Source organism: Campylobacter pinnipediorum subsp. caledonicus (assembly GCF_002022005.1).
GTDB lineage: Bacteria > Campylobacterota > Campylobacteria > Campylobacterales > Campylobacteraceae > Campylobacter_A > Campylobacter_A caledonicus.
This window is the reverse complement of the sequence record NZ_CP017258.1, coordinates 1,743,576-1,758,337: the sequence shown is the minus strand read 5'-3', so window position 1 is coordinate 1,758,337 and position 14,762 is coordinate 1,743,576. Positions and strand designations below refer to the sequence as shown.

Sequence of the window (14,762 nt, the reverse complement as noted above, 5' to 3'; positions counted from 1 at the left end):
AATTAAACCTTTTTTGTAATAAAATATACTCCTTATTTTATCTTAAATTTAATAAATTTTAACTTTTTCACTATGTGAATAAGTAGTGAATAACTATTGAAAAGGATGTGATGAAAATTTTAGGAATAGATCCGGGTTCTAAAAACTGTGGTTATGCTATCATTGAAAAGACCCCTAAAAAAACGGTTTTGATTGAGGCTGGGCTTATAAAAATAAAACCAAATAATCTTCAATATCAAATCACAGAACTATGTGAAGGACTTGATGTGATTTTTAAAAATCATAGTTTTAATGAAGTGGCCATTGAAGACATATTTTTTGCTTACAACCCAAAAACCGTTTTAAAATTAGCTCAATTTCGTGGAGCATTAAGCCTTAAAATACTTCAAATCCACGGTGATTTTGCTGAATATACTCCACTTCAAGTAAAAAAAGCTGTAACAGGAAAAGCAAAAGCTACAAAAGAACAGGTTGCTTTTATGGTAAAAAAAATTTTGGGAATTACAAAAGAGATAAAGCCACTTGATATAACAGATGCTATCGCTATCGCCTTAACTCATGCAAATAATCTAAGAATACAACAATAATTTATAGGAAAATTTGTAGTAAATAAAATTTAGTGGTATTGTATTGGCTTATTTAGTCTTTATCTATGACTGTATTAACAACTATAATGATAAATTCAAGTATAAAGCCATATTAGATATTTGCTTTGAAAAATGAAATATATGCCCTACTCTCAAATGATTAGTATAAAAATTAAATAGATAGATATATGTTTTATTTTTTTTAATCATATTTATTGGATTTTAGAGACTGCTTTTGTTCTATATTTATTACTGCTTTATTTTTTGATATAAATAGTGTTAGCTTTTCTGCTGTGCTTGTTATTATAGATATAAACTTTAGTGTAGCACCTTATGGAATGGTTGAAATTTTATCTTGTATATTGATTGCTATTATTTATATGGTTTTAATTAAATTTAATTATAAATTTTAGTTAAATTATCCAAATTTGAAGTAGCATTTAGTAAAAGCATATCGGCTAAGACTATTCTAACCATAGCTGTTACTACAACACTTCCTCTTATGCCTATACAAGGGTCGTGTCTTCCTCTTAGCTCAAACTCAACATTTTGATTTTCTAAATTTGTAGTTTTTTGTGATTTGAAAATAGATGGTGTTGGCTTAAAATGGCTTTTTAAAATGATATCATTTGAGTTGCTTATCCCGCCTAAAATTCCACCAGAATGATTTGTCAAAAATCCGCTTTCATCCATCTGGTCGTTATTTTGTGACCCAAACATACAACTAGCATTAACCCCCTCGCCTATCTCAATAGCCTTTACTCCATTTATGCCCATTATCGCATAAGCTAGTCTTGCATCAAGCTTATCATAAAGCACTTCTCCAAGTCCAGCAGGAACACCACTAGCTTTTGTAAAGACACAAGCCCCTACACTATCGTGAGTTTGTTTTGCTTTTAAAATTTCATCTTTCATAGCCTCTTCTTTTCCTAAGGAAAAAATTTCAGATTTTCGGGCTAATTCAAAGTCAATATCATCAGCTAAAATATTTCCAACTTTCAAAACACCACTTTGGACTTTGATACCAAACTCATTTAACAAAAGAGCAGAAAAAGCACCACCTACAACACGAACAGCAGTTTCACGAGCGCTTGATCTCCCTCCTCCTTTATAATCACGAATTTTAAATTTTTTAAAGTATGTAAAATCAGCATGTCCAGGTCTAAAAATATTTTTTAGATTTTCATAATCATTTGATTTTTGATTTTGGTTAAAAATCGCAAAACCTATCGGAGTACCAGTGCTAAATCCTTCAAATATGCCACTAAAAATTTCTAATTTATCAGCTTCATCTCTTGGTGTTGAAAATTTATTTTTTCCGGGTCTTCTTTTGTCTAACTCACTTTGCAAAAACTCTTCATCTATTTTTATACCAGCAGGCAGCCCATCTATAACTCCACCTATGGCTTTTCCGTGGCTTTCTCCAAATGTCGTTAGTCTTAATTTTACTCCAAAAGTATTCAAGCATTATCCTAATGTTTTATTTTTTCTAGTGCTATTTTTGCCGCTTTTTGTTGAGCCTCTTTTTTTGAGTTTGCTATGGCTCTTGAAATTTCTGTGTTGTTTATAAAAAGTGCTATTTCAAACTCTTTTTTATGATCTGGTCCAAAACTTCTTACAAGTTCATAAGTAGGAGTTACTCCTAGATTTGATTGAGTTATTTCTTGAAGTGATGTTTTATAGTCTTTTGCTAAGTTTAAAAGATCTATTTTTGGATAGCACTCTTCTAAGACCCTTATGGCTATCTCTCTTACTTTTTCAAGTCCTGACTCAAGATAGATAGCACCCATAACAGCTTCAAAGACATCGCTTAAAATGCTTGGTTTTTCTCTTCCACCGTTGTTTTCCTCGGCGGTAGAAATATATACAAATTCTCCTAAATGTAAATTTTTTGCCATATTTGCAAAACTTTTTTCATTTACAAGAGCGGCTCTTAATTTACTCATATCGCCTTCATTTGTCTTTTTAAATTTCTTAAAGAGATATTCACCAACTATCAAATCCATAACAGCATCGCCCAAAAATTCTAATCTCTCGTTGTTATAGTTAAATTTAGAGCTTTTATGTGTTAATGCTTCTTTTAAATTTTTCAAATCAATAAAAGTATAATTTAAAATTTTTTCAAGTTTTTTTAATTCATTCATATAAAACTTCCATTTTCTTTTATTTTTATCGCTTCATCTCTTGCCATTTTATCGCACTCTTCGTTTTGTGGGTGTCCATTGTGTGCTTTTACCCAAATCGCATTTATATTGTGTCCTTTTGAAATGCTTATATACTCTTTCCAAAGCTCAATGTTTTTTACCTTTTTAAAATCCTTCTTTATCCAGCCTTCAAGCCATGAATTTACAGAGTTTGCCACATAAGAGCTATCTGTATAAAGCTCTATATTGCAAGGTTCTTTTAATGCTTTTATACCCTCTATAACTGCACGAAGTTCCATTTGATTGTTTGTTGTATTGTTCTCTCCACCACTTTGTTTTTTTATATTTTCTTTGTATTCAAGGATATAAGCCCAGCCACCGGGACCCGGGTTATTTAAGCACGAACCATCACTAAAAAGGCATACTGTTTTCATCATTTTTTTCCGTTATCTGGCTTAAAATTTTTACACTACCCAAAGAGTGGCACATAGGACATCTATAAAAGTGCATTGGAAATGAGTTTTTACATGAGTTGCAAACATAGTTAAAACTCAAATCAGCCTTATCAAATCCTGTATCTTTTAAATTTTTAATAACATTTAATTCAAAGTTATTTATCTGTGCTTTTTCTTTGATGATACCTTTTGCATAAAATAGTGCTTTATACTCTTCATCTTCTAAATTTAACGGCATATTTTGCTGATATAAAATATCAATAACCTCTGAAATAGGCAAAAAGCTAGGAAAGTTTTCAAGGCTTTTATTATTTTTTATCCAAAGTTGCATAGCCATTCTTTTAAGTAATGCAAAATCATTGCTGTATTTTAAAATTTTATCAGTTTTTTCATCTATACTTAGCTCTTTATCATTTAAAACTATATTTGCTTTTATATATGCTCTAGCTATTTTTACATCGGCACCAAGCTCTTGCAATGAGTCAAGTGTTTGTAATGCTTCGTTAAATTTTTTTAACTTTTCATCTATCATAGTTAAAAATCTCAAAGCAATTTCATTTCTTGGGCTTATCTGGACAGCTTGTAAAAATATATTCATACTATTTTGTAAAAAACCAGCCTTAAAATATACACTTCCAAGCTGGGTTAGGATAAATTCTTTTTCTATTTTGTTTTTTACCTTGCTAAGGGCTATGAGATATATACTTATGGCTTTTTCAAAATCACCACTTTTTACAAAGGTCATGGCTAAAACTCCAAGATCGTTTGAGTCTATATCTAGGTTTTTTAGTAGTTGTTTGTGATTGTCACTTATAGAATTTGAATTATCAAATTTTCTTATAAATTTTTCTATCTTTCTTTTTTCATCTTTTTTACTAAAAATGCCCCAAGCATAGCTAAAAAATGCTACCATAAAAATTATGCTAAACAAAACAATAAGTCCAAAAATAGGGTCTCTATGACCTATAAAAAATATATCCACTTTGATCACTTTTTTATTGTATTTAAAGCGCAATTATAGCAAGTTGATTGTATAATCTTGCTTATGATAGAACAAAAAAGTATTGATAGATTATTAGAACAAGTTGATATTGTTGATGTTGTAAGTCATTATGTGGATATTCAAAAATCAGGGGCAAATTATAAATGTGTTTGTCCATTTCACGATGATAGAAATCCAAGTATGAGTATAAGTCCGCAACGACAAATTTATCATTGTTTTTCTTGTAAAGCTGGTGGAAATGCTATAAAATTTATTATGGATTTTGAAAAGCTAAACTATCCAGAGGCGATAGAAAAACTTGCTAGTATTTCAAACTTTACATTAGAATACACAAATAATAACAGTAAACCCATACAAAATAAACAGATTTTAGAAAATGTAAATGCCTTTTATCGTTCTTGTCTTTATAAAAATCAAAATGCATTAAATTATCTTTATTCAAGAGGTTTAAACGATAAGATTATAGAGCATTTTGGACTTGGCTATGCACCTGAAAACAGTGCTACTTTAAGGCTTTTGGAAAATGAAAAAATTTTACCACAAGAGGCACTTGAAGTAGGGATAATAAAACAAAATGAAAAAGGAATTTATGCTAGTTTTATTGAAAGAATAAGCTTTCCTATATACAATCACACATCAAGACTTGTAGGATTTGGTGGTAGGACTATCACAAATCATATGGCAAAATATGTAAATAGTCCGCAAAGTGTTGTTTTTGATAAGTCAAAATTGCTTTATGGATACAATCTAGCAAAACAGACGATTTATCAAAAAAAGAAGGTTATCATAACTGAGGGCTATCTTGATGTTATTATGCTTCATTTGGCTGGATTTACAAATGCTGTTGCTGTTTTAGGAACAGCGCTTACAGAAAAGCATCTTCCACTTTTAAAACGTGAAAATATAAGTGCAATCCTTTGTTTTGATGGAGATGAGGCAGGCATAAATGCTGCTATAAAATCAAGCTTGTTGCTTAGCACAAATGAGATAGATGGTTCTGTTGTTATCATAGATGATGGTGCTGACCCAGCTGATATGGTGTTTGCTAACAAGATAAAAGAGTTAGAAGAGTTGTTTGAGTCAGGAATAGAAATAGGGGAGTTTTATATAAGACAAATAGCCCTTAAATACGACCTAGAACGTCCTGTACAAAAACAAAAGTGTTTAGATGAAATAACACAATTTACTAACAAACTAAAACCTGTTGTTAGTGTTAGTTATAATGATTTGGTTTCAGAGTTAATAGGCGTTAGTATAAATTTAGCTCATAATTTTAAACAAGAAAATTATAAATATAAAAATCAAGAGACAACAAAAAATGTAAATATTAATAACAAAATTTCAAAAGATTTGTTAGAACTTTCTATTTTAAAGACTATGTTTAGTAATGAAAATTTCAAAAAATTTATAATTAGTAATGTAAATAGCTCTTATTTTTTTAATCATTCTGATATTTTTAATGCTATTTTAAATTTAGAAAAAGTTGAGGAAAATACGAGTTTAAGGGAACTTTGGCTTGATGATAGTGCGATAGCTATAGAAGATTTTGATAAATTGCAAATAGCTATTAACAATTTAAAGATAAAATATTTTGAAAATTTGCAAATGAATAAAAGAAAAAGCAAAGATGCAGACAAGCTGGAAGTTTTAGAAAAAATTGCAAAAATTATAAAAGGATTGAAAGAGAAAAATGAAAGCATTGGCATTATTTAGTGGCGGTCTTGATAGCATGCTTGCTATTAAGCTGATTACAGATCAAGGTATAGATGTAGTTGCACTTCATATGGATACAGGTTTTGGCGTAGATGAAGAAAAGTTTCATATTTTACAAAGAAGAGCAAAGATAGCTGGAGCTAAGTTTAAGGTAGTGGATATAAAAAATAAATATCTTCAAGAGGTGCTTTTTACACCTAAATTTGGTTATGGAAGACAGTTTAATCCCTGCATAGATTGTCACGGACATATGTTCAAGGTTGCGCTTGCTATGCTTGAAGAAGAGGGTGCGAGTTTTGTTATAACTGGTGAAGTTTTAGGACAAAGACCTATGAGTCAAAGAAGAGAAGCTTTAAATCAAGTAAAAAAACTTGCAAGTGATGATGAAGATCTTGTTCTTAGACCTATGTGTGCAAAGCTTTTAAACCCTACAAAACCAGAGAGAGAAGGGTGGGTCGATAGAGAAAAACTGCTTAATTTTAGTGGTAGAGATAGAAAACCACAACTAACTCTTGCTAAGAAGTTTGGTTTTGATGACTATGCTACACCGGGCGGGGGTTGTTTGCTTACTGTTGAGAGTTTTGCCGTTAAAATAAAAGAGTATTTGAAATTTGATAAAGATATGAGAGATATAGATGTAACTTGGCTAAAACTAGGTCGCCATTTACGCTTAAAAAATGGTGCAAAAATGGTCATAGGAAGAGATGAAAAAGACAACGAATTCCTTTTAAAATCACCAAATGATAAATTTCAAATGATAAGCTTTTTAGATGATATAGTAGGTGCCGTTAGCTTTATTGATAAAAATGCCGATGATGAGGATTTGAACTTTGCTTGTAGATTAGCACTTGCTTACACAAAAGCCCCAAAAGATAAGTCTGTAAATATCAAAGTAGGGGATAAAAACTTAGAAGTTATACCTTTTGAAGATAAGGCTATAGCTCAAAATTTCTTCGTTAAATGATAATGTTAAAGTGCTAATAGCACTTTAACATTTAGACTAAATCAAAACTTATATCTAAGTCCTATTGTTGCATTATATAGTTTTTCTTTCGATTTAGCTTTTGCGCCAATTATCATATTAGCAGATAAATTTTGTGTTAAATTTACTTGTGCTCCTGTTATCAAAGAAACATATGTTGATTTTTTGTTGTTTGTTGCTAGGATTATATCTTTATCTGAACCTACAAATCTAACAATGCTATCTTTTGTTTTTTTATAAATTTCTTTTTGTAAAGAAGGTGTTATAAAAAAGTAGTTTCCATTTTCTAGATATGTTCTAAACTCAATTCCAGCGCTTGCATTAAGCATCTTAGAATTTGAACCGCTGAATTTCATAGCAAATAATCCATCTTCTTTAAATTCATCATTTTTAAAATAACTATATGAAGCACCTATAAAAGGTTTTACAAAACTATTATTTTTTGTTGCTACGACATAACCATAGCTTAAATCAAATGTTAGTGATTTTGTATCATATTTGCTTTTTTGTGATACTAATGCATTGTTTGGTATTTTGATATCTCTTGTTAGTTTATTTTTAGATTTTCCTATGGATACTTTTGTATCTATCTCGTTATTATTCACATAACTTCTAGTATACACACCTACTTGATAGTTATCTGCTTTATTATCAAAACTATCATTTTTTGTTTTTGTTTTTGCATAATTTATATAACTTCCTACTATTGTGCTATCAAATGCTCTATCATACCCTATAGCAAAACCATAAAGACTTGATTTTATATTGTTCTTAGATCTTGTTTGACCCCCTAAAGCAGAAGCCCATAGATTGTTATTGTATGCAAATCTATCTGTGTATTCTTTTACTACATTTGTCATTACGCTATCATCATTTGAAACAAATCTCATATCTTTTAAGGCATTGATAGCCTTTGCAAGTGCTAGATCTTTATTGAAAGGATTGCTTAGTTGTGCTAGTCTGGTTTGAGTTGTTATTTCTGAATTAAAATCAACTATTTGAGTATATAAATTTTCTGATATATTGCTGGATATATCTTGTGTTGTTTGTTTTATTTCTTTAGAAAAAGCTTGAATTTGATCTTTGCTCATAGTTTCAAATATTTGTCTTAAATTTTGATTGTCTTTTGTTAAATCATAAATTGAACTTTGAATGCTATCCTGTGTAGAAAATTTAGATTTAAATTCTTGCTCTTTTTTAAGTTCTTCTTTTTTGATTTTTTCTCTTTCTTCTTTTTCTTTTTCAAGTCTTTCTTGTTCTTTTTCAAGTCTTTCTTTTTCTTTTTCAAGTCTTTCTTGTTCTTCTTGTCTTTCTCTCTCAAGTCTTTCTCTTTCAAGTCTCTCTTGTTTTTCTTTTTTAAGTTTATCTTCTATCTCTTTTACTTTTTCTTCAATTTTTACTTTTTCTTTCTTCAATTTTTCTAATTCTGTTTTTAATTTATGGTCATCATTTGATTTTTCTTCAATTTTTTTGCTAATAATCTCTACATTTTTTTTAAGTTTGGTATGAAATGTATTTAAAAATTCATTTAGTTTGTTTTTGATATCTGTTTTATGTTTTTTTATAAAATTTTTATCTAACTTAGTTACATTTTGCGAAGCATCAACCGAACCTTGTCCTAATTCTAAATTAATTCCATTAGTACTAAAACTTCCATTAAGTTTATTAAGTTTAGTATTATCTATATTATCAGGATTTTCTAACATTTCATTTAAAGGAACTTGTATATTTTTTTTTATCCAATCATTAGTTGCTTGATATCCATATTTTATAGCACTAGATATCCAAATAGCATCGTTATTATCTTTTTGTGAATGCCTTTCGACTTTTATTTCTTCATTTTTTGCATTTGCAAAACTAATCAAATATTGAATAACTATATTTTTGAGATCATTTGCTGTTTCTATATCTGACATCATCTTCTCTATATCATCATTATGCTTTGCTGCATAAATAGATAGATATAATCTTGCATCTTCAAAATATGTATTAGCAAATAAACCGGTGCTAATACAGGCACTAATAGCAACAGCACTTAAAAATTTAGAAATTTTCATCTTGTATTCCTTATCGTGTTTTGATATTTAAAATGCAAATTCTATTTTTTTTTTTTTGAATTTTTGCTGAATTTAAAAAATATTTATTTCAAATTTTATATAAATTTAAAAATTTACGATTATTTTTTAAAGCCACCTCCAAAAGCTTTAAATACTTGAACTACTGCTTTATTTAGATTTAAATTCGCATTTACAAGACTTAGTTTTGTGCTTAGTAGATTTCTTTGTGCATCAAGTAGACTTAGATGATCTACATAACCCTCATCGTATTGCGAGTTTACAAGTTCGTATATCTTTTCTTGAGAGTCTAAAAGCTCTTTTGTTTGGTTGAAAATTTCAATTAGATTTCGTCTATTTATCAAAGCTGTTTTAACTTCACCAAGAGCTATTTTTATGATTTTTTCATACCTTAAAGCATTTTCACTTTCTATGATTTTAGATAGCTTAACTCTATTTTTTGTTTGAGGTAGATTGAAAATATTTTGTGTAAGAGAAGTACCAAGAGACCAAAACCGAGCATCTTTATCAAATAAATTGTCTATCTTAGCTGAACTAAAACCAAAAATTCCACTCAAAGATATAGATGGAAAATAAGCAGCTTTCGCAACTCCAACAAGTGCATTTGAGCTTTTTAAAATTTCATAGGCATAAGCTACATCACTTCTTTTTAGAAGTATATCAGCACTTATATCGGCATTTATTTGAGGTGCTTTTGGAAGTGTTTTGTTTGTATTAACTAGCGAGTATAAAATTTCATTATTATCTCTTCCAGCAAGTATAGACAATACATTTGAAAGTGTGATGATTTGATTTTTTATGTTGTTTAAATTTATACTTGCATTTTGCACAGATGTTACGCTTTGTATATATACAGATTTTGTTATCGCGCCGGCTTCAAGCTGTTTTTTGCGATAATTCATCGTGTCTATATAACTTTTTAGTGTGTTTTTGTAGATATTTTCTTGCATTTTTAATGCTACTAATGAAAAATAATTATCTACGACATTTGAAACTATACTTAGTCTAGAAGCATTATAATCATAAATACTTGCATTTAAAAGGGCTTTGTTTGATTCAACTGAGTTTTTTACTCTTCCCCATAAATCAACCTCGTAGTTTAAAACAGCATTTAGTGAAAAACTATCTGTTTTTAAATGCTCTGTGCCTCTTCTTGTCGCACTGCCTGTTACACTAGCAGTAGGTAAAAATAGTGATTTTGCATTGTTTAGATTTATATCAGCTTTTTGTAAATTCAAATAAGCTATTTTTAAATCTATATTATGCTTTAACGCATCATCAACCAGCGAGTTTAATTTATCATCGTTAAATTCTTCCCACCATTTATCGCTTATATTTGTTGTTTGGCTTTTGTAATCAAAGCTTGAGTTTACATCAATCATTTCAGGTTTAAATGAACATCCTACAAATAAAAGAACTATTGCAAAAAATATAATATTACGCATCTAAAGCACCTTTTCTATTTTTAAATTTTTGATTTAAACTTTCAAGCAGATAGTAAAACAACGGAACAAAAAATATCGCTATCGTAGTCGCTGCTATCATACCACCTATAAGTCCGGTAGATAATGAATGCCTACTTGCAGCACCAGCACCACTTGAAATAACCATCGGAAAAATACCCATACTAAATGCAATTGATGTCATAACTATCGGTCTAAAACGAAGTTTTGCTGCATTTATAGCTGCATCAAATATGCTTTTACCCCTTTTTCTTTCTTGCATTGCAAATTCTATTATTAAAATAGCATTTTTTGCCGAAAGTCCGATAAGCAATAATAGACCTATTTGGAAATATATATCATTGCTAAGACCTCTTATGTATGTTGCAAAAAGAGAACCAAATACTGCAAAAGGAATAGCTGTAATAACAGCCAAAGGTATAAGCCATCTTTCGTATTGAGCTGCTAATATCAAAAATACAAAAATCATACCAAATACAAACGCGGTTTGACCTGTACCTGATGATGTCTTTTCTTGATACGCCGTTCCTGAATATGCTATAGAGTACTCATCTTGTTGCAATGTCTGTTTTATAACATCTTCGATAGCATTTAATGCATCTCCTGATGTATATCCTAGTGCTGGTTCTCCCATAAGTTTAGCAGCTGGAAAAAGATTGAACCTTTCAACCAAATCAGCACCCATACTTCTTTTTAAGGTAACGATAGAATTTAGTGCGACCATCTCACCTTTTTTGTTTTTTACAAATATATTTCTGATATCTTCTGCTGAATTTCTAAAACTCTCTTTTGCTCTCATATATACACGATATGTCTTTCCAAACATATTAAAATCGTTTATATAGTATCCACCTATCGTAGCTGAAATAGTAGCAAATATATCGGGTTTACTAACACCCATCAAATAAGCTTTTTGTTCATCTACTTCTATTTTATACTGCGGATATGTAGTATCAAGTGTTGTTCTAACTCTAGTTATTTCAGGTCTAGCATTTGCCGCCATTACAACTTTCATAGTGTCTTTTTGAATTTCATTATAGCTTTTTCCACTTTTGTTTTGAAGATAAATTTCAAAACCACCCGCAAGACTAAGTCCCATAATAGGTGGCGTATTCATAACAAAACTCATACTCTCTTTTGATGGTGCAAGCATTCCGTTAAAAGGTCCTAATAAAGCAAAAATTTGATCTTTTGGATTTTTCCTTTGATCCCAATCTTTAAGCCCTACGAAAGATATGGCAGAATTTTCTCTAAGCACCCCTGCAAACATATCATAACCAGCTATGGTTGTAACCATTTCAACATTTGGATTTGACAAAAATTTATCTGATATTTTTTTAACTTCTGTTAGTGTTCTAGATGATGTTGATGCTGGTGGTAAAGATGTAACGGCTATAGCAGCACCCTTGTCTTCATAAGGAACAAGAGAACTTGGTATAATCTTTAAAAGTGTTATCATAGCCCAAACAATAATGCCAACTATAATCAAACTAGGAATTACATGTCTTATAACTTTAGCTACACCAGCTGAAAAAATACTTGTGCTCCAATCAAAAAAATCATTAAATTTTTGTACAAACCAAAATGGCTTTTCCTCTGTTCTTTTTAAAAAAACTGCACAAAGTGCCGGAGTTAGTGTTAAAGCAACTAAGCCAGAAAGACAAACAGAAACCACAAGAGTTAGGGCAAATTGTCTTTGAATAACCCCAACAAAACCCTCCATAAAAGCAACAGGAATAAAAACGGCTGATAAAACCAAAACTATTGAAATAACAGGTGTTGTAACCTCCTGCATAGCTTTTATACTAGCTTCTTTGACGCTTATACTTTTATCTTCGTGCATAATACGCTCAACATTTTCTATAACTATAATCGCATCATCAACGACTATACCTATGGCAAGAATTAGTGCAAAAAGTGTTATTAAATTTATAGAAAAACCCATAATATAAAAACCAACAAATGTTCCTATTATGGATACAGGAACGGCAAGCATTGGTATGATTGTTGCCCTAAAACTTTTTAAGAACATATAAATAACAACCATAACAAGCAACATTGCTTCTATAAATGTTTTTATAACCTCTTGTATAGAAATTTCAACAAATTTTGTAGTATCGTAAGGAATATCGTGATACATTCCATCAGGATAACTTTTTGAAATTTCTTGTAATCTCTCTTTGACTAAATGCATTGTTTCAACAGCATTTGCTCCGTTTTGCAAAAATATAAGCATAGGTGCCATATTTTTTCCGTTCATTAAAGCACCTATTGAATAATTTTCCGAGCCTATCTCAACATCAGCTACATCTTTAAGCCTTAATAAATTTCCGTTACTATCAGCTTTTAGTATTATATTTTTAAATTCATCTACATTTTTAAATCGTCCATCAGCACTTATTGCATACACATAAGATATCTTATCTTTTATAGGTGCTTCGCCTATCTTTCCAGCTGCATACTGACTATTTTGAGTTTTTATAGCCGATATGACATCAGTGGTACTTAGATTGTATTTTGCAAGCAAATCAGGTTTTATCCAAATTCTCATAGCATAATTTTTTCCACCTATGATAGTCGCATCTCCAACACCTTTTACCCTTTTTATGTCATCTAGTATATTTAAAACAACATAATTATGTAATTCAGTAATCGTAGCATTTGGGTTTAAAAAAGAAACAACACCGAGCATAGACCCACTACTCTCACGAACAGTTACTCCTATTTGTCTAACTTCGCTAGGAAGTCTTGAAAGAGCTGATTGAACACGATTGTTTACATCCACACTAGCTTGTTTTGAGTTTGTTCCTATTTTAAAAAACACATTTAAATTCATAGAACCACTAGAACTTGATACACTCTTCATATATATCATATTTTCAACACCATTTACTTGTTCTTCTATAACAGAGGCAACAGTGTTTGCTATAACATCTGCGTTTGCGCCAGTGTATTGTGCCCTTATACTAATTTGAGGTGGTGTTAGTTGCGGATATTCTTCTACAGGAAGACCTCTTAAAGACATAATTCCTGCTATAAATATAATAATAGATATAACACTTGCAAATATAGGTCTGTTGATAAAAAATTTAGAAAACATCTATTTGTTCTCCTTGTTTTCTACCTTTACAGTCGCTCCGATACCGATTTTATTAAAATTGTTAATTATTATTTGATCACCTTCTTTTAATCCACTATTTATGATTGCATTTTCTGATGTTTCAAATATAATTTGAATAGGTTTTTTTGTAACCTTATTATCTTTTGCAACTAAAACATATGGAGATACAACATCTTGTTTTATTGCAATTTGTGGCAATAAAAAGCTATTTTTTTGTATAAAACCATCTAGGCTTATTTTTGCAAATGAACCAGCTAGAAGTTGCAAATTTTCATTTTTAAACTCAGCTTTTGCTAAAACACTACCGGTATTTTCATCAACGGTATTGTCTATAAAGTTAAGTGAGCCTTTTACGTTTCCATTGTTAGTTATAAGTGTTGCATTTGAGTCTAATTGAACCCAATTTTTGTTTGTTAGATTATTGATTCTTTTTAGGTTTGCTACATCTGAGATATAAAATCTAGCATTGATTGTATCTATGTCACTAAGTTTTACAAGTTTTGTATTACCAGCCGCAACAAAAGAACCCACATCTACTAAGTTCTCACTAACAACACCGCTAAAAGGTGCTTTGATTTTTGTATAGCTTAAATCTAATTTTGCTGCTTTTGCATTTGCTTTTGCACTTGCTATTGATGCACTTGCGACTTCCAATTTTGCCAAGGCATTGTCATACTCTTTCTGGCTTATCGCATTTTGAGAAAACAATCTCTTAACACGTTCCATTTCACTTTTTGCGTTTTTGTATGCTGACTCAGCTTGTATGATAGCTGCATTTGCTATATCATATAACGCTTCAAATTTATCAGGTTCTACAATAAATAAAACATCGCCTTGTTTTACTTTGTCTCCTGCTTTGAAATTTTGTTTTATTATGGTTCCAGAAACTTTTGGGGTAACTATAACTTCTTGTAAGCTTTCAAGTTTTGCTGGATACTCAAAAATCATTTTATTATCAGCTTTTTTTGCAACTATAACATTCACTGTTGCTGGTGGCATTTGTGGTTTCTTATTTTGAGTGTTTTTGCTTTTCTCTGTTTTTAAAAAATTAAAGTCAAAGCACCCAGCTATAAATATTGTTACAAAAATAGCTATAAGGATTTGTGTTTTTTTCATACTGTCTCCAATTTTATTTGTTTTAAGTCTAAAATACAGTCTTGGAATTGTATAACAAATTTTAAAACAAAAAATAAAAAAAATAGTAATTTTTATAACATAT

At 30.1% G+C, this 14,762-nt stretch carries 12 protein-coding genes; 4 read left to right on the top strand and 8 right to left on the bottom strand.

Annotation, left to right across the window (positions count from 1 at the left end; translation table 11 throughout):
• Positions 1-110 precede the first annotated feature (110 nt).
• Entirely contained in the window at positions 111-587 is a 477-nt protein-coding gene (gene ruvC, locus CPIN18021_RS08750) for a crossover junction endodeoxyribonuclease RuvC (RefSeq protein WP_069637860.1), read from the top strand.
• 215 nt (positions 588-802) lie between these two features.
• Positions 803-1,000, top strand: coding sequence for a hypothetical protein (locus tag CPIN18021_RS08745; protein WP_078424855.1), 198 nt, complete (start codon positions 803-805; stop codon positions 998-1,000).
• On the opposite strand, the gene aroC is transcribed toward CPIN18021_RS08745, so the two are convergent.
• The 4 genes from aroC to CPIN18021_RS08725 are packed head-to-tail and all read right to left on the bottom strand — an operon-like array spanning position 984 to position 4,168.
• Complete coding sequence (aroC, locus tag CPIN18021_RS08740) at positions 984-2,051, bottom strand: chorismate synthase (RefSeq protein WP_078424854.1); 1,068 nt, start codon at positions 2,049-2,051, stop codon at positions 984-986. The two genes, CPIN18021_RS08745 and aroC, sit on opposite strands and share 17 nt — an antisense overlap.
• Positions 2,052-2,059: 8 nt before the next feature.
• On the bottom strand, positions 2,060-2,731 hold the full coding sequence (rnc, locus tag CPIN18021_RS08735) for a ribonuclease III (protein WP_078424001.1): 672 nt from the start codon (positions 2,729-2,731) through the stop codon (positions 2,060-2,062).
• Positions 2,728-3,165: a ribonuclease HI gene (gene rnhA, locus CPIN18021_RS08730; RefSeq protein WP_078424853.1), complete on the bottom strand. Its 438-nt coding sequence runs from the start codon at positions 3,163-3,165 to the stop codon at positions 2,728-2,730. The genes rnc and rnhA overlap by 4 nt, the downstream gene beginning before the upstream one ends.
• Positions 3,143-4,168: a hypothetical protein gene (locus tag CPIN18021_RS08725; RefSeq protein ID WP_078424852.1), complete on the bottom strand. Its 1,026-nt coding sequence runs from the start codon at positions 4,166-4,168 to the stop codon at positions 3,143-3,145. Before CPIN18021_RS08725 ends, rnhA begins: the two co-directional genes overlap by 23 nt.
• Positions 4,169-4,231: 63 nt before the next feature.
• On the opposite strand from CPIN18021_RS08725, the gene dnaG reads away from it, so the two are divergent.
• Together dnaG and CPIN18021_RS08715 are read left to right on the top strand one after the other, a co-directional pair.
• The gene (gene dnaG, locus CPIN18021_RS08720; RefSeq protein WP_078424851.1) at positions 4,232-5,902 is read left to right on the top strand and encodes a DNA primase; all 1,671 of its coding nucleotides are present in this window, start codon (positions 4,232-4,234) and stop codon (positions 5,900-5,902) included.
• Complete coding sequence (locus tag CPIN18021_RS08715) at positions 5,880-6,866, top strand: argininosuccinate synthase domain-containing protein (protein WP_078423997.1); 987 nt, start codon at positions 5,880-5,882, stop codon at positions 6,864-6,866. Before dnaG ends, CPIN18021_RS08715 begins: the two co-directional genes overlap by 23 nt.
• 41 nt (positions 6,867-6,907) lie before the next feature.
• Here the strand turns inward: CPIN18021_RS08715 and CPIN18021_RS08710 are convergent, their stop codons facing one another.
• From CPIN18021_RS08710 to CPIN18021_RS08695, 4 genes are all read right to left on the bottom strand, one after another.
• Complete coding sequence (locus tag CPIN18021_RS08710) at positions 6,908-8,941, bottom strand: autotransporter outer membrane beta-barrel domain-containing protein (protein ID WP_078424850.1); 2,034 nt, start codon at positions 8,939-8,941, stop codon at positions 6,908-6,910.
• 119 nt (positions 8,942-9,060) lie between these two features.
• Positions 9,061-10,404, bottom strand: a complete 1,344-nt coding sequence (locus tag CPIN18021_RS08705; protein WP_078424849.1) for a TolC family protein — start codon at positions 10,402-10,404, stop codon at positions 9,061-9,063.
• The gene (locus CPIN18021_RS08700) at positions 10,397-13,522 is read right to left on the bottom strand and encodes an efflux RND transporter permease subunit (RefSeq protein ID WP_078424848.1); all 3,126 of its coding nucleotides are present in this window, start codon (positions 13,520-13,522) and stop codon (positions 10,397-10,399) included. Before CPIN18021_RS08700 ends, CPIN18021_RS08705 begins: the two co-directional genes overlap by 8 nt.
• The gene (locus CPIN18021_RS08695) at positions 13,523-14,659 is read right to left on the bottom strand and encodes an efflux RND transporter periplasmic adaptor subunit (protein ID WP_078423993.1); all 1,137 of its coding nucleotides are present in this window, start codon (positions 14,657-14,659) and stop codon (positions 13,523-13,525) included.
• Between the last annotated feature and the right edge of the window lie 103 nt (positions 14,660-14,762).